This is a genomic window from Aeromonas sp. R2-1 (assembly GCF_040908425.1).
GTDB classification, from domain to species: Bacteria; Pseudomonadota; Gammaproteobacteria; order Enterobacterales; family Aeromonadaceae; genus Aeromonas; species Aeromonas caviae.
In genome coordinates this window covers 26,607-46,143 of the sequence record NZ_JBFODR010000035.1, presented here as the reverse complement: position 1 = coordinate 46,143, position 19,537 = coordinate 26,607, and the positions used below count along the sequence as shown (strand labels likewise).

16 protein-coding genes are annotated in these 19,537 nt (G+C 61.5%); 9 read left to right on the top strand and 7 right to left on the bottom strand.

Annotated features, from left to right (window positions below; all coding sequences use genetic code 11):
- The first annotated feature begins 35 nt into the window (after positions 1 to 35).
- The gene (gene lolD / locus AB5Y80_RS13195) at positions 36 to 734 is read left to right on the top strand and encodes a lipoprotein-releasing ABC transporter ATP-binding protein LolD (RefSeq protein WP_039039044.1); all 699 of its coding nucleotides are present in this window, start codon (positions 36 to 38) and stop codon (positions 732 to 734) included.
- The gene (lolE, locus tag AB5Y80_RS13190) at positions 734 to 1,975 is read left to right on the top strand and encodes a lipoprotein-releasing ABC transporter permease subunit LolE (RefSeq protein WP_010674568.1); all 1,242 of its coding nucleotides are present in this window, start codon (positions 734 to 736) and stop codon (positions 1,973 to 1,975) included. The genes lolD and lolE overlap by 1 nt, the downstream gene beginning before the upstream one ends.
- A gap of 130 nt (positions 1,976 to 2,105) precedes the next feature.
- Here the strand turns inward: lolE and yfbR are convergent, their stop codons facing one another.
- Together yfbR and AB5Y80_RS13180 are read right to left on the bottom strand one after the other, a co-directional pair.
- On the bottom strand, positions 2,106 to 2,696 hold the full coding sequence (yfbR, locus tag AB5Y80_RS13185; RefSeq protein ID WP_010674569.1) for a 5'-deoxynucleotidase: 591 nt from the start codon (positions 2,694 to 2,696) through the stop codon (positions 2,106 to 2,108).
- An 84-nt stretch (positions 2,697 to 2,780) separates the two neighbouring features.
- Positions 2,781 to 3,215: a YccF domain-containing protein gene (locus AB5Y80_RS13180; RefSeq protein ID WP_039039046.1), complete on the bottom strand. Its 435-nt coding sequence runs from the start codon at positions 3,213 to 3,215 to the stop codon at positions 2,781 to 2,783.
- Positions 3,216 to 3,645: 430 nt separating this feature from the next.
- Between AB5Y80_RS13180 and tig the strand changes: the two genes are divergently transcribed.
- From tig to ppiD, 6 genes are all read left to right on the top strand, one after another.
- The gene (tig, locus tag AB5Y80_RS13175) at positions 3,646 to 4,956 is read left to right on the top strand and encodes a trigger factor (protein ID WP_010674572.1); all 1,311 of its coding nucleotides are present in this window, start codon (positions 3,646 to 3,648) and stop codon (positions 4,954 to 4,956) included.
- Between the two features lie 86 nt (positions 4,957 to 5,042).
- Positions 5,043 to 5,666, top strand: coding sequence for an ATP-dependent Clp endopeptidase proteolytic subunit ClpP (clpP, locus tag AB5Y80_RS13170; RefSeq protein ID WP_005324106.1), 624 nt, complete (start codon positions 5,043 to 5,045; stop codon positions 5,664 to 5,666).
- A gap of 70 nt (positions 5,667 to 5,736) precedes the next feature.
- Positions 5,737 to 7,011: an ATP-dependent protease ATP-binding subunit ClpX gene (gene clpX, locus AB5Y80_RS13165; protein ID WP_010674573.1), complete on the top strand. Its 1,275-nt coding sequence runs from the start codon at positions 5,737 to 5,739 to the stop codon at positions 7,009 to 7,011.
- Positions 7,012 to 7,150: 139 nt separating this feature from the next.
- Positions 7,151 to 9,505, top strand: coding sequence for an endopeptidase La (lon, locus tag AB5Y80_RS13160; RefSeq protein ID WP_368173038.1), 2,355 nt, complete (start codon positions 7,151 to 7,153; stop codon positions 9,503 to 9,505).
- A 240-nt stretch (positions 9,506 to 9,745) separates the two neighbouring features.
- Complete coding sequence (gene hupB / locus AB5Y80_RS13155) at positions 9,746 to 10,018, top strand: nucleoid-associated protein HU-beta (protein ID WP_005315375.1); 273 nt, start codon at positions 9,746 to 9,748, stop codon at positions 10,016 to 10,018.
- Between the two features lie 149 nt (positions 10,019 to 10,167).
- Complete coding sequence (ppiD, locus tag AB5Y80_RS13150; RefSeq protein WP_042016078.1) at positions 10,168 to 12,081, top strand: peptidylprolyl isomerase; 1,914 nt, start codon at positions 10,168 to 10,170, stop codon at positions 12,079 to 12,081.
- A gap of 190 nt (positions 12,082 to 12,271) precedes the next feature.
- On the opposite strand, the gene AB5Y80_RS13145 is transcribed toward ppiD, so the two are convergent.
- From AB5Y80_RS13145 to AB5Y80_RS13125, 5 genes are all read right to left on the bottom strand, one after another.
- Entirely contained in the window at positions 12,272 to 13,864 is a 1,593-nt protein-coding gene (locus tag AB5Y80_RS13145; protein WP_010674576.1) for an ABC-F family ATPase, read from the bottom strand.
- Between the two features lie 210 nt (positions 13,865 to 14,074).
- Positions 14,075 to 15,730 (bottom strand): cation acetate symporter, encoded by a 1,656-nt coding sequence (locus AB5Y80_RS13140; RefSeq protein ID WP_039039048.1) that lies wholly within the window; start codon positions 15,728 to 15,730, stop codon positions 14,075 to 14,077.
- A complete protein-coding gene (locus AB5Y80_RS13135; RefSeq protein WP_368173037.1) occupies positions 15,727 to 16,038 on the bottom strand; it encodes a DUF485 domain-containing protein in 312 nt (103 codons plus the stop codon). Before AB5Y80_RS13135 ends, AB5Y80_RS13140 begins: the two co-directional genes overlap by 4 nt.
- A gap of 107 nt (positions 16,039 to 16,145) precedes the next feature.
- Complete coding sequence (locus AB5Y80_RS13130; protein WP_368173036.1) at positions 16,146 to 16,772, bottom strand: 3'-5' exonuclease; 627 nt, start codon at positions 16,770 to 16,772, stop codon at positions 16,146 to 16,148.
- 2 nt (positions 16,773 to 16,774) lie between these two features.
- Positions 16,775 to 18,562, bottom strand: a complete 1,788-nt coding sequence (locus AB5Y80_RS13125; RefSeq protein WP_368173035.1) for a putative nucleotidyltransferase substrate binding domain-containing protein — start codon at positions 18,560 to 18,562, stop codon at positions 16,775 to 16,777.
- 157 nt (positions 18,563 to 18,719) lie between these two features.
- On the opposite strand from AB5Y80_RS13125, the gene AB5Y80_RS13120 reads away from it, so the two are divergent.
- Entirely contained in the window at positions 18,720 to 19,526 is an 807-nt protein-coding gene (locus tag AB5Y80_RS13120) for a crotonase/enoyl-CoA hydratase family protein (protein ID WP_039039052.1), read from the top strand.
- Positions 19,527 to 19,537: the final 11 nt, after the last annotated feature.

Here is a 19,537-nt window from a genome sequence, read left to right as displayed (position 1 = left end):
CTTCTGTTGTTACTGGTGCAAGTGGAGCCTCCGTTATGAATCAATCCGTCCCCTGCGAGCCGCTGCTGCGCTGCCAGGCCCTCAATCATGTCTACAAAGAGGGCAATCTGGAGACCCAGGTACTCAAGGGGATCGAGCTGGACGTCGCCCCCGGGGAGATGCTGGCGGTGGTGGGGAGCTCGGGCTCCGGCAAGACCACCCTGCTGCACCTGATGGGGGCGCTGGACAACCCTTCCAGCGGCGCCGTGCTGTTCAAGGGGCAGGACATCCATGGCTGGGACAGCCGCACCCAGGCGAGGTTTCGCAACCAGGAGCTGGGTTTCGTTTACCAGTTCCACCACCTGCTCTCGGAATTCAGCGCGCTGGAAAATGCGGCCATGCCGCTGCTGATCGCCGGTGAGTCGGTGGCCAGCGCCACCGAGAAGGCGAGCAAGATGCTGGGGCGGGTGGGGCTCTCCCACCGTCTCAACCACAGACCGTCCGAGCTCTCCGGTGGCGAGCGCCAGCGGGTGGCCATCGCCCGTGCCCTGGTCAACGAACCCAGCCTGGTGCTGGCGGACGAGCCCACCGGCAACCTGGATCATGCCAGCGCCACCGCCGTCTATGAGCTCTTGTGCGAGCTCAATCGCGAGCTTGGCACCGCGTTCGTGGTGGTGACCCATGACTTGAGCCTGGCCGCCAAGCTCCACCGCCGGGTCACCCTGGTGAGCGGCATCATGGCGGAGGTCGCCTGATGTTCAAGCCGCTGCCCCTGTTCCTGGGCCTGCGTTACAGCCGCTCCCGCCGTCGCAACGGCTTCATCGCCTTTATCTCGGCCTCTTCCCTCATCGGCATCGCCCTCGGGGTGATGGCCCTCATTCTTGGCCTCTCCGCCATGAACGGGTTCGAGCGGGAGCTCAAGAACCGGGTGCTCTCCGTGGTCCCCCACGGCGAGCTCATCGGCATGGAAGCGCCGCTGCCTGACTGGCCGAGGCTCAGGGACTATCTGCTGGCCCAGCCCGGGGTGGAGGCGGCTGCCCCCGTTATTCGCCTGGACGGCCTGTTGGAGCACGGCTCCGCCCTCAAGGGGGTCCAGCTGCGTGCGGTGCTGCCGGAGCTGGAAGCCAATCTCTCCGATGCGGGCAACTTCATGACGGGTCGGGGCCTTCGCGAGCTGCAGGCGGGTGAACACGGGGTCATCCTCGGCAAGATCATCGCCGACAAGCTGGGGGTCAAGACAGGGGACACCGTCACCCTGCTGCTGCCCCAGGCGGGGGATGCCGCCGGCATCAAGAACCCGAAACGGGAGGCGCTCACCGTGGTGGGGCTGCTCGAGATCGGTGGCCAGCTCGACGGCCTGCTCGGCTTCATGCACCTGGCGGACGCCCAGGCCATCACCGGCATGGGCAGCGCGGTGGAGGGGTTCAGCCTCAAGGTGAACGACGTGCTCAAGGCCCAGTCCATCACGGTGGCGGCGGCCCAGAAATTCCCGCACTACGTCTATATCAGCAGCTGGATGAGCCGTCAGGGTTATCTCTATCAGGACATCCAGATGGTGCGCACCGTGATGTACGTGGTGATGCTGATGGTGGTGGCGGTGGCCTGCTTCAACATCGTCTCCACCCTGGTGATGGCGGTGAACGAGAAGCGCAGCGAGATCGCCATCTTGAAGACCATGGGGGCGAGCCCGGGCCAGATCCGGCTTACCTTCGTCATCCAGGGGATGGTGAACGGGGTGGCGGGTGCCCTGCTAGGCGCCCTGCTGGGCGGCCTGCTCTCCAGCAAGCTGACCCAGATCCTGAGCGCCATCGAAGGGGTGATCGGGCACCGTTTCCTCAATCCCGACATCTACTTCATCGACTTCCTGCCGACCGAGCTGCACATGCAGGATTTGCTCATCGTGACCGGCGCCGCCATCCTGATGAGCCTGGTGGCGACCCTCTATCCTGCCTGGCGGGCGAGCGGCCTGGTGCCGTCCCGGGAACTGGGGCATTGATGCCCATGGATGTGATAAAGGGCCCTGCGGGGCCCTTTTTATTGTCACTCTTTTGTGGGGAAACCCCCGACGTGGCGGTTATCGGGGCAATACGCAGGAGGAGATGATGCCTGGTACCGTGTTGGTGGCATCAATGGGCATTCAACTCATCGAGAGGCAGTGAAAAACTCCCCACGAAGACATCGATGAAGTAGCGCATGGCGGGGTTCATCCTAGCGTCCAGCATCTGCTCGAGGCGCTTTCGCGCGGGCTCGAACTCCCGGTTGCCGACGCTCAGCTCCTCCAGACACTTGGTGTAGGCACAGAGGGTGTCTGCATCCTTCACCAGGCTGGTGAGGGCCTCGTCCTGGGCGCCGGAGTCGAGCAGGGGGCGAAAGTCCTCGACCAGCTCAGGCGGCAACATGCCCAGCAGGCGCTGCTCGGCGGCAAGCTCAATCTTCTTGTATTCGCGGGCGATTTCGGGATTGAAGTACTTGACCGGGGTGGGCAGATCCCCGGTCAGCACCTCGCTGCTGTCGTGGTAGAGGGCCATGACGGCGGCCCGGTCTGCATCCACCTGAGCGCCGAACAGGCGATTGCTGATAAGGCCGAGGGCGTGGGCCACCATGGCGACCTGCAGGCTGTGCTCGGCGATGTTTTCGGGCTGGATGTTGCGCATCAGGGGCCAGCGGTAGATGAGGCGCATACGGGCGAGGTTGGCAAAAAAATGGCTGGGCAGCATGGAAGACCTCGAATGGGGAAATGAAAAAGGGCAGACCCTAGTCTGCCCTTTTTTCCACCCGCAAGGATAGCCTGAGATGGGCCGTCAGCGGATGTAGCGGCCCGATTCGGCCTCGTGGTTGGTCACTATCATCTGGCCGATGGGGGCCAGGCTGATGAGGGCCAGCTTGAGGTGCTGGATGCCGAACGGGATGCCGACGATGGTGACGAAACAGGCCAGCGCCGAGGCGATGTGGCCGATGGCCAGCCAGACCCCGATGAGCACAAACCAGAGAATGTTGCCAATCAGCCCCAGGGCGCCGGTGCCGATGTCGCTCTGGCCCGTCATGCTCTTGCGGCTCACCGCCTGCTTGCCAAACGGGAAGAAGGTGAAAGTGCCAATGACGAAGCAGGCGCGTCCCCAGGGGATCCCGATGAGGGAGACGAAGCAGAGCAGCCCCGCCAGCCACCAGGCCAGCCCCATGAAGACGCCTCCCAGCACGAACCAGAGCAGATTGAACAAGAAGCGGAAAAAGGACATGTGGGTGACTCCAGCAGCACGTAAATTGGTTGTCACCATAGCGAGCCCGGCCGGGGGACGCAATGGCACAGGCGAGAAGGTGGACAATTTGGGTCGCAGCACGCCATTTTTGTGCCCGATTGGCGGCGGATGGCGATCAAAATGGCCCGTTCGCCGTGAAAAAGAGTGAGCCAGTGCAAATTATTGCGGATGGAATGCTTGAACTCGGTGCAAGGCTTCCCCATATAGGAGAAAGTCTTGCGCAAATTGTGCTGTCTGTGCCCCGGATGGGGGATGTGCGGCTCGACGCGACCACTGCACGCCGCTATAATGTCGCGTCATATTTTCTCATCACAAAGACAGTCGTTGTCTTTATAAACAGGAAGACTCCGGGCTTGCCCGGGGGCAATAAAGGGTCAGCACGCAGTGCTGAGTTGAACGAGGTAAAAGAATGCAAGTTTCTGTAGAGACAACCCAGGGTCTGGAACGCCGTCTTACCATCACTGTACCGGCCGCTACCGTTGACGCCGCCGTGCGCAAAGAATTGAATGGCCTGGCCAAAACCCGTCGCATCGACGGTTTCCGTCCTGGCAAGGCTCCGGTTGCCATCATCAAGAAGATGTTCGGTGCCATGGCTCACGCCCGCGTTGCCGATGAAATGATGCAGAACAACTTCATCAAGGCCATCATCGAGAACAAACTGAGCCCGGCTGGCGCCCCGACCATGGATCCGAAAGAGATCAAAGAAGGTCAGGATTTCGAATTCACCGCTACTTTTGAAGTGTATCCGGAGTTCGAAGTTGCCGGTCTGGAGAGCATCAAGGTCGAGAAGCCGGTTGCCACCGTGAAGGACAGCGACCTGGAAAACATGATCGACACCCTGCGCAAGCAGCACGCCACCTGGACTGAAGCCGCTGTGGCTGCCGCCAATGGCATGCGTGTGACCATGGACTTCGTCGGTTCCATCGACGGTGAAGAGTTCGATGGTGGCAAGGCTGAAGGCTTCACCCTGGAACTGGGCGCTGGCCGCATGATCCCGGGCTTCGAAGACGCCATCCTGGGCAAGAAAGCGGGCGACGAGTTCACCATCGAGGTGACTTTCCCGGCTGACTACCACGCCGAAGCCCTGAAGGGCAAGGCTGCCAAGTTTGCCTCCAAGCTGCACAAGGTTGAAGAGCAAGTGCTGCCCGAGCTGACCGAAGAGTTCGTCAAGCGTTTCGGCATCGAGAGCGGCAGCGTTGAAGAGCTGAAGGCTGAAGTGCGCAAGAACATGGAGCGCGAACTGGCCCAGGCCCTGAAAAACAGCGTGAAAGAGCAGGTACTGAACGGCCTGGTTGAAGCCAACCAGATCGATCTGCCGAAGGCTGCCGTTGCCCAGGAAATCGACACCCTGCGTCAGCAGGCTCTGCAGCGCTTCGGTGGCTTCCAGGGCGGCAACGCCCCCGAGCTGCCGGCCGAGCTGTTCCAGGCCCAGGCCGAGCGCCGTGTCCGCGTTGGTCTGCTGCTGGGTGACGTCATCCGCACCAACGAGATCAAGGCTGACGACGCCCGTGTGACCAGCATCATCGAGTCCATGGCCACTGCCTACGAAGATCCGAAAGAAGTGATCGAGTACTATCAGCAGAACGAGCAGATGCTGAACGGCGTGCGCAACCTGGCCATTGAAGATCAAGCCATCGATCTGATCCTGTCCAAGGCGCAAGTCACCGAGAAAGAAGTTGCCTTCGACGAAGTGATCAACAAGTCCGGTGCCGCTGCCTAAGAACATTTGACTTAAGGTCAAAACTGTTAAGTATAATGGCTCGTGTGATCTCCACTCGGGCCATTTTATTTTAGGGACAATGCCTTATGTACAAGAACTATAACGATGTGACTGAATCCCCACGCAATGCGCTCATCCCGATGGTGGTAGAGCAAACCGCGAAAGGGGAGCGTTCCTACGACATCTATTCCCGTCTGCTGAAAGAGCGGGTGATCTTCCTGACCGGTCAGGTCGAGGATCACATGGCGAACCTGGTGGTGGCCCAACTGCTGTTCCTGGAGTCCGAGAACCCGGATCAGGACATCAGCATCTACATCAACTCGCCGGGTGGCGCCGTCACTGCGGGTATGTCCATCTATGACACCATGCAGTTCATCAAGCCGGACGTGAGCACCGTCTGCATGGGGCAGGCCTGCTCCATGGGGGCCTTCCTGCTGGCCGGTGGCGCCAAGGGCAAGCGTTTCTGCCTGCCCAATGCCCGAGTGATGATCCACCAGCCGCTGGGCGGCTTCCAGGGGCAGGCTTCTGACATCCAGATCCATGCCCAGGAGATCCTGAAAATCAAGAATACCCTGAACGATCGTCTGGCGTTCCATACCGGTCAGGACATGGCCACCATCGAGCGCGACACCGACCGTGACAATTTCATGTCTGCCGAGCAGGCCGTTGCCTATGGTCTGGTTGACGGCATCCTGAGCCAGCGCGGCTGAGCAGGGTACCCCGTCCTGTTGTAAACTCAACAGGACGATCCATCCTCTATTGATAAAACGAGGTCGCTGAATGACAGAGAAACGCAAGGGTGAGGGCGACAAGCTGCTGTATTGCTCTTTCTGCGGCAAAAGCCAGCATGAAGTGCGCAAGCTGATCGCTGGCCCTTCCGTCTACGTATGTGATGAGTGTGTCGAGCTGTGCAACGACATCATCCGCGAAGAGATCCGCGAGATCTCTCCCAAGCGCGATGGTAGCGAGCTGCCGACCCCTCATGAAATCCGCGCCCATCTGGACGACTACGTGATCGGTCAGGAGTACGCCAAGAAGGTGCTGGCAGTGGCTGTCTACAACCACTACAAGCGTCTTCGCAGCGGCAGCGAGTCCGGTGGCGTGGAGCTGGGCAAATCCAACATCCTGCTGATTGGCCCCACCGGCAGCGGCAAGACCCTGCTGGCCGAGACCCTGGCTCGTCTGCTGGATGTGCCCTTCACCATGGCCGATGCCACCACCCTGACCGAAGCCGGTTACGTGGGCGAGGACGTGGAGAACATCATCCAGAAGTTGCTGCAAAAGTGCGACTACGACGTGGAGAAGGCCCAGCGCGGTATCGTCTATATCGACGAGATCGACAAAATCTCCCGCAAGTCGGACAACCCCTCCATCACCCGCGACGTCTCCGGGGAAGGGGTGCAGCAGGCACTGCTGAAACTGATCGAAGGCACCATCGCCTCCGTGCCGCCCCAGGGCGGTCGCAAGCACCCGCAGCAGGAGTTTTTGCAGGTCGACACCTCCAAGATCCTCTTCATCTGTGGTGGTGCTTTCGCGGGGCTGGACAAGGTGATCGAGCAGCGCTCCGTCAAGGGCACCGGCATCGGTTTTGGCGCCGAGGTGAAATCCAAGAATGCCAAGGCAACCCTGAGCGAGAATTTTGCCAAGGTGGAGCCGGAAGATCTCATCAAGTACGGTCTCATCCCCGAGTTCATCGGTCGTCTGCCGGTGGTCGCGACCCTGACCGAGCTTGACGAGGCTGCCCTCATCCAGATCCTGAAAGAGCCGAAGAACGCGTTGACCAAGCAGTATGCCGCGCTGTTTGCCCTGGAAGAGGTTGAGCTGGAGTTCCGTGACGACGCGCTCAATGCCATTGCCCGCAAGGCCATGGAGCGCAAAACCGGTGCCCGGGGTCTGCGTTCCATTGTCGAGGCCGTACTGCTCGACACCATGTATGACCTGCCCTCCCTGAAAGGGGTCAGCAAGGTGGTGATCGACGAGACGGTGATCAAGGGAGACTCCGCGCCCCTGATGATCTACGACAATCCCGAGACTCAGGCCGCAGCCTCAGAGTAACTGTCTGATTTTTAATCACATAAAGGGGCTTTTTGCCCCTTTCATGCTTTTTACGGCCAAGGCGATTGAATCTCATCTTTGCGCCCCCATATACTCAGCCAAGCCTTTGCCAACGGTATAACAAGCCGAGAGGACATATATGAACCTAGAGCGTTCAGAACGCATCGAGATTCCCGTCCTGCCTCTTCGTGACGTGGTGGTCTATCCCCACATGGTCATTCCACTCTTTGTGGGGCGGGAAAAATCCATTCGCTGTCTGGAAGCGGCCATGGAGCAGGACAAGAAAGTCCTGCTGGTGGCCCAGAAGGATGCGTCGACTGACGAACCGACGGTGGAGGAAATTTTCTCCGTCGGGACAGTGGCCAATATTCTGCAGATGCTCAAGCTGCCGGACGGCACCGTCAAGGTGCTGGTGGAGGGGGGCCAGCGTGCCCGCCTTGAGCGGATGATCGACGATCGCGACTTCTTTGTCGGGGAGGCCCAGTACATCGCGTCCTCCCCCATCGAGGAGAAGGATCAGGACGTGCTGGTGCGCTCTGCCATCGGCCAGTTCGAAGGTTACATCAAGCTCAACAAGAAGATCCCGCCCGAGGTACTCACCTCGATTTCGGCGATCGACGATGCGGCGCGCCTGGCCGATACCATGGCTGCCCACATGCCGCTCAAGCTCGAAGACAAGCAGAAGGTGCTGGAAATCGCCTCCGTGTCCGAGCGCATCGAGTTTCTGATGGCCATGATGGAGTCGGAGATCGACCTGTTGCAGGTCGAGAAACGCATCCGCTCCCGGGTCAAGAAGCAGATGGAGAAGAGCCAGCGGGAGTATTACCTCAACGAGCAGATGAAGGCCATCCAGAAAGAGCTGGGTGAGCTGGAAGACAGCCCGGATGAATTCGAAGCCCTCAATCGCAAGATTGAAGAGGCCGGGATGCCGGAGGATGCCCGCGAGAAGGCCCAGGCCGAGCTCGCCAAGCTCAAGATGATGTCCCCCATGTCGGCGGAAGCCACCGTGGTGCGCAGCTATGTGGACTGGATGGTGCAGGTGCCCTGGAAGGCCCGCTCCAAGGTCAAGAAAGACCTAGGCAAGGCCCAGGAGGTGCTGGATGCAGATCACTATGGCCTGGACAAGGTCAAGGATCGCATCCTCGAATACCTGGCGGTGCAGGCGCGTGTGAACAAGCTCAAGGGCCCCATCCTCTGCCTGGTCGGGCCTCCCGGGGTGGGCAAGACCTCCCTGGGGCAGTCCATCGCCAAGGCCACCGGCCGCAAGTATGTGCGCATGGCCCTGGGTGGGGTGCGTGACGAGGCGGAGATCCGCGGTCACCGTCGTACCTATATCGGCTCCATGCCCGGCAAGCTCATCCAGAAGATGGCGAAAGTGGGCGTGAAGAACCCCCTGTTCCTGCTCGACGAAATCGACAAGATGAGCTCGGACATGCGTGGCGATCCCGCTTCCGCCCTGCTGGAGGTGCTGGATCCAGAGCAGAACAGCAGCTTCAACGATCACTATCTGGAAGTGGATTATGACCTGTCGGACGTGATGTTCGTGGCCACCTCCAACTCCATGAACATCCCGGGTCCGCTGCTGGACCGGATGGAAGTGATCCGTCTGTCCGGTTACACCGAGGACGAGAAGCTCAACATTGCCAAGCAGCACCTGGTGGCCAAGCAGATCCAGCGCAACGGCCTGAAGCCTTCCGAGATCACCATCGAGGATTCGGCGCTGATCGGGGTGATCCGCTACTACACCCGCGAGGCGGGTGTGCGCAGCCTGGAGCGTGAAATCTCCAAAATCTGTCGCAAGGCAGTCAAACGCATCCTGCTGGACAAGAGCATCAAGCATGTTCAGGTCAACCAGGAGAACCTCAAGGAGTTCCTGGGGGTACAGCGCTTTGACTATGGCAAGGCCACCGACCAGAACCAGATTGGCCAGGTGTGCGGGCTGGCGTGGACCGAAGTGGGGGGCGATCTGCTCACCATCGAGACCACCAACATGCCGGGCAAGGGCAAGCTCACTTACACCGGTTCCCTCGGTGATGTGATGCAGGAGTCCATCCAGGCCGCCATGACGGTGGTGCGAGCCCGTGCCGAGAAGCTGCGTATCAACGGCGACTTCTACGAGAAGCGCGACATCCACGTGCACGTGCCGGAAGGGGCGACCCCGAAAGATGGCCCGAGCGCCGGTATCGCCATGTGTACCGCCCTGGTCTCCAGCCTCACCGGCAACCCGGTGCGCGCCGACGTGGCCATGACGGGTGAAATCACCCTGCGTGGCGAGGTGTTGCCCATCGGTGGTCTCAAGGAGAAACTGCTGGCGGCCCACCGTGGTGGCATCAAGCGTGTGCTGATCCCGAAAGAGAATGAACGTGACCTCGAGGAGATCCCGGCTAACGTCAAACAAGATCTTGAAATCTATCCGGTTCGCTGGATTGATGAGGTGCTTGCACTGGCGTTGCAGGACAATCCGCAAGGTTTCGAACGCGTTTCTGTCGTGTAAATGTTGATGCGCCGCAAATTTGGCGCATTCGGGGGGTGGTTAAGGCTTGCATGCACCGGACAACGGAAGTAGCCTTGACCACCGATCGGGTACTCATGATGAGTCGCAATGCGTGATGTGGCGCGGGTTTGCGCCAGATTGTCACTTGCAACTGATCAGGAGGCTTGTTATAAAACCTCCACTTGTTGTGGCCAGGGAAATCAGCGCCGCAGCGATGTTCGATAAAAGGGGAATATAAGAGTGAATAAATCTCAACTGATTGACAAGATTGCAGACGGTGCTGATATCTCCAAAGCTGCCGCTGGCCGTGCGCTGGATGCCTTCATCGATGCCGTGGGCGAAGCCCTGAAAGAGGGTGACCAGGTTGCTCTGGTTGGTTTCGGTACTTTCGCCGTTCGCGAGCGTGCAGCCCGTTCCGGCCGCAACCCGCAAACTGGTGCGACCATCGAAATCGCTGCCGGTAAAGTTCCTGCCTTCAAAGCCGGCAAGGCCCTGAAAGACGCGGTCAACTAAGCCGGTCGCTGATATCTATCGGCACCGTCCTTGGTCTCTGACCAGACAAGTGAGAGGGCTCTCCCTCATACTGCTTGACCAAGGCGCATCGCAATCGGTGCGCCTTTTCATTATTTACGCCCATCGAGTTCGGGAGCATAAGTACAAACATGATGTTGGATAAACTACGCGAAGGGGCGCAGGGCAAGGTAGCCAAGGTTATCTTGGGCCTGATCATCCTCTCCTTTGCCTTGGCCGGCGTAGGCAGCTACCTCAATGGCCCGGCACGTACCGCCCCCGCCACCGTCAACGGCAATGACATCAGTGCCCCCGCACTGGAGAATGCCTACCGCAATGAGCGGGCCCGCATGGAATCCCAAATGGGTGAGGCCTTCAACCAGCTGGCCGCCAATCCCGATTACATGAAACAGTTCCGCCGTGGCGTGCTGGACCGTCTGATCGATCAGGCGCTGATCGATGACAAGGCCCGCTCCCTGGGTCTGCGCGTCAGCGATGAGCAGATCAAGCAGGCCATCGTCGCCATGCCCGAGTTTGCCGAGAACGGCAAGTTCAGCAATGACCGCTACCTGCAGCTCATTCGCCGTGCCGGCATGACCCCCGAGATGTTCCGCGACTCCCTGCGCCAGGACATGGTGCGCCAGCAATTGATGGGCGCCGTGCTGGGTTCGGAGTTCGCCCTCAAGGGTGAAGCCGAGCAACTGGATCGTCTCTACAACCAGACCCGTGACCTGCGCCTGATCCGTCTGGCCGCTTCCGCCTATGTGGACGGGATCGAGGTGAGCGATGCCGAGGTAGAGCAGTTCTACAAGGCCAACAGCGCTCGCTTCATGAACGACGAGACGGTCAAGGTCGACTATCTACTGCTCGATGCCGCGAACCTTGGCAAGAACATCAAGGTCACCGAGCAAGATGCCCAGGATTACTACGACCAGCATCAGGATCTGTTCCAGCGTCCCGAGCGCCGTCAGGTGGCGCACATCCTGATCCCGTTTGGCAAGGATGAAAAGGCCGCCGAGCAGAAAGCCGAGGCCGTGCTGGCCAAGGCCAAGGCGGGTGACGATTTCGCCGCGCTGGCCAAGGCCGACTCCTCCGATACCTTCTCTGCGAAGAAGGGCGGGGAGCTCGACTGGTTCGAGAAAGGGGTGATGGATCCTGCCTTCGAGAAAGCCGCGTTCGCGCTGGCCAAGGCCGGCGATCTCTCCGCCGTGGTGAAGAGCCCGTTCGGCTTCCACATCATCAAGCTGCTGGGCGTCGAGCCTGCCAAGACCAAGCCCTTCGTGGACGTGATGAGCGATACCATCGCCCGTCTGCAATCTGAGAAGGCCAAGGAGCAGTTCTTCGCCGAACAGCAGAAGATGGCCGACAGCAGCTTCGAGAACCCGGACTCCCTGGACTTGACCGCCGAAGCCATGGGCCTCCAGGTGCAGTCCACCGGCTATTTCAGCCAGGCCGATGCGCCGGCACCGCTCAATGATCCCAAGGTGCTCTCCGTGGCGTTCTCCGAACAGCTGCGCGATGACAATACCAACTCCGACGTGATCGAGCTGGCCGACGGCAAGGCGCTGGTGCTGCACATCATGGGTCACCAGCCGAAGGCGGCCAAGCCGCTTGCCGAGGTGAAAGAGCAGGTGATCACCGCCATCAAGCACGACAAGGCCAGTGAAGTGGCCCGTGGCAAGGCCCAGGGTCTGCTGGACAAGCTCAAGGCCGGTGAGAACGTTCAGGCCGACCTGACCGCGCTGGGTCTGAAAGTGGATACCCATACCGGCGTATCCCGTTTCGCTCAGGAGATGGATCAGAACCTGGTGACCCAGGCGTTCCGCATGCCCCATCCGACCGATGGCAAGCCGAGCGTCGAGCTGGTGACCGAAGCCAACGGTGATCGTGTGGTGGTGGCGCTGGACAAGGTCAACGTCATCAAGGAGCCGTCCCAGATGGTGAGCCTGCTGCAAGGTCAGCTGGGTCAGGGCAAGGCACAGGCCGACTACAAGTCGCTGATCGACGAGCTGCGCAAGGCGGCCAAGATCGAATACTTCACCGACGTGGAAGCCACTGTCGAGTAAGTCAGCCTCACGGCCCCAAGTGTGAAAACGGCTCCATGATGGAGCCGTTTTTTTATCTGCACGCGGCACAAGGGAGAGCTGCTGCCCGCTCGCAGGGGGGATACGTCGTCCTAGTTTGCATCCCGCTCGGCGTTGCCAGCAGGCATAAAAAAACCGGCGCACGAGGCGCCGGTTGCTTGAAGGCGGGGGATTACACCACACCCTGGGTGCGCAGGTAATCCTCGTAGGTGCCGCCGAAGTCGCGGATGCCGTCTTCGGTCAGTTCCAGGATGCGGGTCGCCAGGGAGGAGACGAACTCGCGGTCGTGGGAGACGAAGATCAGGGTGCCCTTGTACATCTCCAGCGCCAGGTTCAAGGATTCGATGGATTCCATGTCCAGGTGGTTGGTCGGTTCATCCATGATCAGGATGTTGGGGCGCTGCATCATCAGCTTGCCGAACAGCATCCGGCCCTGTTCACCACCGGAAAGCACCTTGACCGGCTTCTTGATGTCGTCCTGGGAGAAGAGCAGACGACCCAGCACGGAGCGCACCGCCTGCTCGTCTTCGTTCTCCTGCTTCCACTGGGCCATCCAGTCGAACACATTGAGATCGGTGTCGAAATCTTCGGCGTGATCCTGGGCGTAGTAGCCGATTTGGGCGTTCTCGGACCACTTGATGGTGCCGGTATCCGGTGCCAGGGCACCGACCAGCGTCTTGATCAAGGTGGACTTACCGATCCCGTTGGTCCCCAGGATGGCGACCTTCTCGCCCACTTCCAGCATCATGTTGAGCCCCTTGAACAGGGGACCGTCGCCATAACCCTTGGAGACGCCTTCGATCTCCAGGATGTTGCGGTAGAGCTTCTTGTCCTGCTCGAAGCGGATGAAGGGGTTCTGACGGCTGGATACCTTTACTTCCTCAATCTTGATCTTGTCGATCTGCTTGAGGCGGGAGGTAGCCTGGCTGGACTTGGAGGCGTTGGCGCTGAAGCGGGAGACGAAGGATTGCAGATCAGCGATCTGGGCCTTCTTCTTGGCGTTGTCGGCCAGCAGGCGCTCGCGGGCCTGGGTGGCAGCCAGCATGTACTCGTCGTAGTTGCCCGGGTAGACCCGCAGCTCGCCGTAGTCCAGATCCGCCATATGGGTGCAGACGGAGTTCAGGAAGTGACGGTCGTGAGAGATGATGATCATGGTGCTTTCACGATCGTTGAGCACCTGCTCCAGCCAGCGAATGGTGTTGATGTCCAGGTTGTTGGTCGGTTCGTCCAGCAACAGGATGTCGGGGTTGGAGAAGAGCGCCTGCGCCAGCAGTACCCGCAGTTTCCAGCCCGGGGCCACTTCGCTCATCGGGCCGTTGTGCTGCTCGATGGGAATACCGGCACCCAGCAGCAGCTCGCCTGCGCGGGATTCGGCGGTGTAGCCATCATATTCGGCGACCAGGCCTTCCAGCTCGGCGGCCTTCATGTAGTCGTCGTCGGTGGCTTCCAGGTTGGCGTAGATGGCATCGCGTTCGGCGATGGCGGCCCACAGCTCGGTGTGGCCCATCATGACCACGTCCAGTACGCGCATCTCTTCGTAGGCGAACTGATCCTGGCGCAGCTTACCGATGCGCTCGTTGACATCCAGGCTCACATTGCCGCCGGTGGGTTCGAGATCGCCGCCGAGGATCTTCATGAAGGTGGACTTGCCACAGCCGTTGGCACCGATGAGGCCGTAGCGGTTGCCGCCGCCAAACTTGACGCTGATGTTCTCAAACAGCGGCTTGGCGCCGAACTGCATGGTGATGTTGTTGCTTGAAAGCACTGGAATGTCCCGGTTGGTCTGTCAAATGGCGCGCATTATGGCACAGATCCCCCGAAAGTTTTAGCAGGAACTGTGATCTGGCCCCATTGCAGGGGGGAAGGTTTCACGACCAGGCCGGCAACGGGCTCCGGCCTCTCTTGCAGAGGGGAGGCGAGGGGGCGGTCATGAAAAAAGCCGGCACTGGGCCGGCTTGGATGCGTAGGATGCCACTTAGTGGGCGGAGGCGCCGGAGGCACCGAGCCCGGTCTGGGAGCGGACGAACTGCGGGAAGAATTTCGCATGCTCGTCGGAGGCTGCCTGGGACTTGTCGGTGACCGAGAAGAACCAGATCCCGATGAAGGCCAGCCCCATGGAGAAGAGCGCCGGGTATTCGTAGGGGAAGATGGCCTGGGCATGACCCAGCACCTTCACCCAGACGGTGGGGCCCAGGATCATCAGGGTCACGGCGCTGATGAGACCGAGCCAGCCGCCATAGACGGCGCCACGGGTGGTCAGGCGGGACCAGAACATGGAGAGGAAGAGCACCGGGAAGTTGCAGCTCGCCGCGATGGAGAACGCCAGGCCCACCATGAAGGCGATGTTCTGCTTCTCGAACAGGATGCCAAGGCCGATGGCGACCACACCCAGCACCAGGGTGGTCATCTTGGAGACACGCAGCTCGTCGGCCTCGTTGGCCTTGCCTTCCTTGATGACGCAGGCATAGAGGTCGTGAGAGACCGCGGAGGCCCCCGCCAGGGTCAGCCCGGCCACGACCGCCAGTATGGTGGCAAACGCCACGGCGGAGATGAAGCCCAGGAACAGGCTGCCACCCACGGCGTCGGCCAGATGGACCGCCGCCATGTTGGTGCCCCCCAGCAGGGCGCCGGTGGCGTCCTTGAAGTCCGGGTTGGTGCTGACCAGCAGGATGGCGCCAAAGCCGATGATGAAGGTGAGGATGTAGAAGTAGCCGATGAAGCCGGTGGCATAGAACACCGATTTACGGGCTTCCTTGGCATCGCTCACGGTGAAGAAGCGCATCAGGATGTGAGGCAGACCGGCGGTACCGAACATCAGGGCCAGCCCAAGGGAGATGGCGGAGATGGGGTCGGCGACCAGGCCCCCCGGGCTCATGATGGCCGCACCATTGGCATGCACCTTGACCGCTTCGCTGAACAGGGTCCCGACGTCGAAGTTGACGGACTTCATCACCATGATGGCCATGAAGGAGGCACCGGAGAGCAGCATCACCGCCTTGATGATCTGTACCCAGGTGGTGGCCAGCATGCCGCCGAACAGCACGTAGAGCACCATCAGGATGCCGACCAGCACCACGGCCACATGGTATTGGAGGCCGAACAGCAGCTCGATGAGCTTGCCGGCACCGACCATCTGGGCGATGAGGTAGAGGGCGACCACCACCAGGGAGCCGCTGGCGGAGAGGCTTCGCACCGAGGTCTGCTTGAGGCGGTAGGAGGCCACGTCGGCAAAGGTGTACTTGCCGAGGTTGCGCAGCCGCTCCGCGATCAGGAACAGGATGATGGGCCAGCCCACCAGGAAGCCGATGGAGTAGATGAGACCGTCGTAGCCCGAGGTATAGACCAGGGCGGAGATGCCGAGGAAGGAGGCGGCGGACATGTAGTCACCGGCGATGGCCAGACCGTTCTGGAAGCCGGTGATGCGCCCGCCAGCGGCGTAGTAGTCGGAAGCCGAGCGGTTGCGCTTGGAGGCCCAGTAGGTGATGAACAGGGTCGCGGCCACGAAGACCACGAACATCACGATGGCCGAGATATTGAGGGGTTGGCGTTGCACCTCGCCGCTGATGGCGTCGGCCGCCAGCAAGGGGGTGGAGATCAGACCTGCCAGCGGCAGCAGAAACTTGCCTTTCATGATTGCGCTCCCTTGAGGATCTTCTGGTTCAGCTCGTCGAACTCGCCGTTGGCACGAAATACGTAGATACCGGTCAGCACGAAGGCCGATACGATGAGACCAATCCCGACCGGGATGCCACGGGTGATGCTGGAGCCTTCGCTCAAGGGGGTGCCAAGCCAGCCCGGTGCAAAGGCGATGAGCAGGATGAACGCCAGGTAGAGCCCCAGCATCAGGATGGAGAGGGTCCAGGCAAAGCGCTGGCGTTTGGCGACCAGTGCCTGGAAGTTGTGATCTTGCTGGATCCGAAGATACGGTTGCTGTTCCATTGCAGTTCTCCATGACAGTGAATGTCAGCGGTGGATGAGGGGTTCCCTACCGGACAGCACGGCTGTCCATGTAATCAAAATGTGAATTAAATGTTATTTGTGGACAATTAGACTTTGGGATAAGCCAGCGGGCCGCCCTGATGCAGGCGAACAAAGACAAGGGCGGCGGTGACGGCATCGCTCAGGGCGTCGTGGGGGGGCAGGGCTGGCAGCGCCAGATGGCGACAGATCGCGGCCAGGTGCAGATCGATGGCGGCATCGGGATAGCGGCGATAGAGGTGATCGTGATAGAGGCGGCTCACCTCGATGCCGCGCTGGGGGAGGGTGAGCCCCCACAGCCGTTGGCAGGCGAGGTTGAGAATGCGCAGGTCATAGGCGATGTGATACCCCACCAGCTCACGGGGGCCGATGAACTCCAGCAGCGCGCGCAGCGCGGGCTCCAGTGCCATGCCCTGTTGCAGATCCTGATGGCGCAGGCCGTGGATCACTACGGACCCGGTGCTCAGGCTGGCGGGAGCCTGGACCCGGATGGCAAGGGCATCGCCCGTCTCTATCCGGTTGCCCCGGATACGCACCGCCCCGATGGAGACGATCTCCGCCAGCGCTGGATCCAGGCTGGTGGTCTCGAAGTCCAGCGCCACCCACTCGTCGCCAGCAGGGCGGGCAAAGAGCGGGGCAAACTCCCCCTCCCGAAACGTCCTGCCAAGCCAGCGGCGGCGCCAGTGCTTCCACATCGCTATTGCCTAAGACGAAAGTGCAAGGTGAGCCATTGCTGGAACTTCTTCACTTGGTGCAGGGCATGGCGCAGCAGATCCCGCTCTGCGGGGCCGAGGTCGGCCACCCGCACCCGTCCGTCTCCCTCCTGCAACTGGCTGCGCAGCCGAAGCCGCATGAACAGCCGGAAGGCCTCCGCCAGATTGGTGCCATAGTCCCGGCTGAGGCGTCCCTGGCCCACCAGGGCCTCGATGCGTCCTGTGGTCGAGGTCTCCAGGATCCCCGCCTCCAGGGAGAGCACCCGGACGCCGTGGACAAGGGGGAAGAGGCCGCCCCGCTTGAGATCCAGCCCCTCCGGGGCTTGCTCCAATCTGCCAAAGAGGGTGAGGGGGGCGTGAAAGGCGACGGCGGCCCTTGCCATCTCCGCCAGCAGATCCGGCCGGTCGGCGAGGCAGGCCCGCAGGTGGCGGGCGACGGGGGCGAGCCGGGCGCGATCTCCCGTGATGGCCTGGGCATCGGCCAGGGTGGCGAGCCAGAGCAGATCCGCTTCGCTGGCGCGCACACAGGCCTGCTCTATCCCTTGCAGCCAGCCGTCAAGCGGCTTCACCCAGGCCGGGTTGTTGACCATCACCCTGCCCGGGCAAGGGGGATAACCCAGGCGCGCCAGCAGGGCGCTGAAGGCGGCCAGATCCGCCGACTGGGTGGGCCACGGCAGGCCATCCGGCAGGATCAGGGCATTGTCCTGATCGGTTTTCTGGATCTGCTCGCCACGCCCCTCCGACCCCAGCATCAGCAGGCACACCTGCTCTTGCTGCGCCGCGGGGATCACCAGGGAAAAGGCCTTGGCGATCAACTGCTCGTTGATGGTGGCGATGAGCTTCATCAGAAACAGGGTATGGATCCCCTGAGCAAACAGGGAGCGGGTGAGTTGCTGCTGCTCCCGAGCCACCGCCTCGAGGGTGGTCGGGGAGTCGGCGCGGGCGATGCGCAGGGTCAACACATGGGAGTGGGTGGAGAAGAGCCCGAGCACCTGGGTCAGATGCAGGATGCCTGCCACCTCCTGCCCCTGCCAGATGACCAGGCGCTTGATGCGGTGGCGGGTCATCAGCAGCAGGGCATCGAACAGATAGCTCCCCAGTGGCAGACCCGTCAGCGGGGTGGGGGTCAGCACCGCCAGCGGCGCACTGAGCGGCAATCCCTTGAGGGTGAGGGCGTGGAGCAGGGTCTTGCGGGTGGCCAGGCTCAGGCTGCCGTCTGCTCCGGGATAGAGCAGGCAGTCGGTGCCCCTGGCCACCATGGCCTCGGTGGCGGCCAGGAGCGAGAGGCTGCTTTCCACGATGAGCGGCGCCTGCAGATGGTCGGGAGCGATGCGGGTCAGGATGAACTCCGCCAGGTTCTGCTGCCCGAGCTGACTGCGCCGCTCCTGCTCCCGCTGGCGCTCCGCCAGGGTGGCGGTGAAGTAGCGGGCGATATGGGGGTGCGCGTCGCACAGGGCCAGAAAGACGGGGCGGGGAATGAGCTGGCAGAGGGTATCTTCCAGGGCGGCGAAACGGTGGCGGCAGTGCCCGTCAAACTGGGCACGGACGTCGAACATGTCCCCCTCGCCATAGTCGCCAAAGGATTGATGGGGGGCAGACTCTTCCACGGCCCCCTTGATGATGAGGTAGAGCCCGGCGGGCTCCTCCCCGGCGTGCTGCACCGTCTGGCCCGCGCGAAAGTAGCAGATGCTGAGGTGCTGACCGAGCCGCTGGCGTGCCTCCTCGTCCAGGCCGTCGAACGGTGGACGGGCAAAATTGAACAGAAGTGACATGAGAGGCTCCACCGTGACCATGGGGCCAGTCTGACAAAGGCTCCACCACCGGGCCAGCCGACTTTAGTCGCAGGCCCGGGGCTGCCTCCCTGTACCTGCCCATAACACTCTGGTAACGTTGTGGTATGACCAGTTGAATCAAAGGACGAAGACGGAGATGGAAAAGCCAAGGGTCAAATGGGTGTTTCAGGAGGGGATCGCCGAGGTGATGCTCTGCCGGGGGGACAAGCTCAACGCGCTGGATCGGGCCATGTTCGACGCCATCGACGAGACGCTGAACGCAGTATCCCGGCAAAAAGGGTTGCGGGCCGTGATCCTGCACGGGGAGGGGCGGGCGTTCTGCGCCGGGCTGGATGTGAAATCCATGCTGAGGCAGCCGGTGGCGGCGCTGGAGATCCTCAAGCGCGAGGCGGACGAGGCGACCAACCTGGCCCAGCGGGTCGCCTATGGCTGGCACCAGTTGCCGGTGCCGGTGATCGCCGTGACCCAGGGGGTCTGTTTCGGCGGCGGCCTGCAGATAGCGCTCGGCGCCGATTTTCGTTTCAGCACCCCGGATTGCCGCTTCTCGGTGATGGAGATCAAGTGGGGCATCATCCCCGACATGAGCGGCAGCGTCACCCTGCGCAACCTGATGGGGATGGATACCGCCATGGAGCTTGCCATGAGCGGGCGCGAGCTGGAAGCCAGCGAAGCCAAGTCCCTCGGCCTGGTGAGCCGGGTGTGCGCGGATCCCCTGGAAGAGGCGCGGGCCTTTGCCCGGACCCTGATCACCAAGTCGCCGGATGCGCTGGCGGGGATCAAGCAGCTCTACACCCAGGCCTGGGCTCGCAGTGACGAGACCATGCTCAAGGAAGAGACCCGGTTGCAGAGGCAGATCCTGGGGCGCCCCAACCAGTGGCGGGCGACCCTCAACAGCCTGTTTCGCTGGCGCCTGCCGTTCGGACCCCGCCGCAACGCGCTCTGAAGCGGCGCTCA

What these genes read in the sequence shown, in the direction of transcription:
- lolD (WP_039039044.1), top strand. Translation starts at nt 36, where the DNA reads ATGAATCAATCCGTCCCCTGCGAGCCGCTGCTGCGCTGCCAGGCCCTC.
- AB5Y80_RS13125 (WP_368173035.1), bottom strand. Translation starts at nt 18,562, where the DNA reads ATGTCACTTCTGTTCAATTTTGCCCGTCCACCGTTCGACGGCCTGGAC.
- AB5Y80_RS13135 (WP_368173037.1), bottom strand. Translation starts at nt 16,038, where the DNA reads ATGGAACAGCAACCGTATCTTCGGATCCAGCAAGATCACAACTTCCAG.
- AB5Y80_RS13140 (WP_039039048.1), bottom strand. Translation starts at nt 15,730, where the DNA reads ATGAAAGGCAAGTTTCTGCTGCCGCTGGCAGGTCTGATCTCCACCCCC.
- lolE (WP_010674568.1), top strand. Translation starts at nt 734, where the DNA reads ATGTTCAAGCCGCTGCCCCTGTTCCTGGGCCTGCGTTACAGCCGCTCC.
- lon (WP_368173038.1), top strand. Translation starts at nt 7,151, where the DNA reads ATGAACCTAGAGCGTTCAGAACGCATCGAGATTCCCGTCCTGCCTCTT.
- tig (WP_010674572.1), top strand. Translation starts at nt 3,646, where the DNA reads ATGCAAGTTTCTGTAGAGACAACCCAGGGTCTGGAACGCCGTCTTACC.
- AB5Y80_RS13180 (WP_039039046.1), bottom strand. Translation starts at nt 3,215, where the DNA reads ATGTCCTTTTTCCGCTTCTTGTTCAATCTGCTCTGGTTCGTGCTGGGA.
- clpP (WP_005324106.1), top strand. Translation starts at nt 5,043, where the DNA reads ATGTACAAGAACTATAACGATGTGACTGAATCCCCACGCAATGCGCTC.
- clpX (WP_010674573.1), top strand. Translation starts at nt 5,737, where the DNA reads ATGACAGAGAAACGCAAGGGTGAGGGCGACAAGCTGCTGTATTGCTCT.
- AB5Y80_RS13130 (WP_368173036.1), bottom strand. Translation starts at nt 16,772, where the DNA reads ATGTGGAAGCACTGGCGCCGCCGCTGGCTTGGCAGGACGTTTCGGGAG.
- AB5Y80_RS13120 (WP_039039052.1), top strand. Translation starts at nt 18,720, where the DNA reads ATGGAAAAGCCAAGGGTCAAATGGGTGTTTCAGGAGGGGATCGCCGAG.
- ppiD (WP_042016078.1), top strand. Translation starts at nt 10,168, where the DNA reads ATGATGTTGGATAAACTACGCGAAGGGGCGCAGGGCAAGGTAGCCAAG.
- yfbR (WP_010674569.1), bottom strand. Translation starts at nt 2,696, where the DNA reads ATGCTGCCCAGCCATTTTTTTGCCAACCTCGCCCGTATGCGCCTCATC.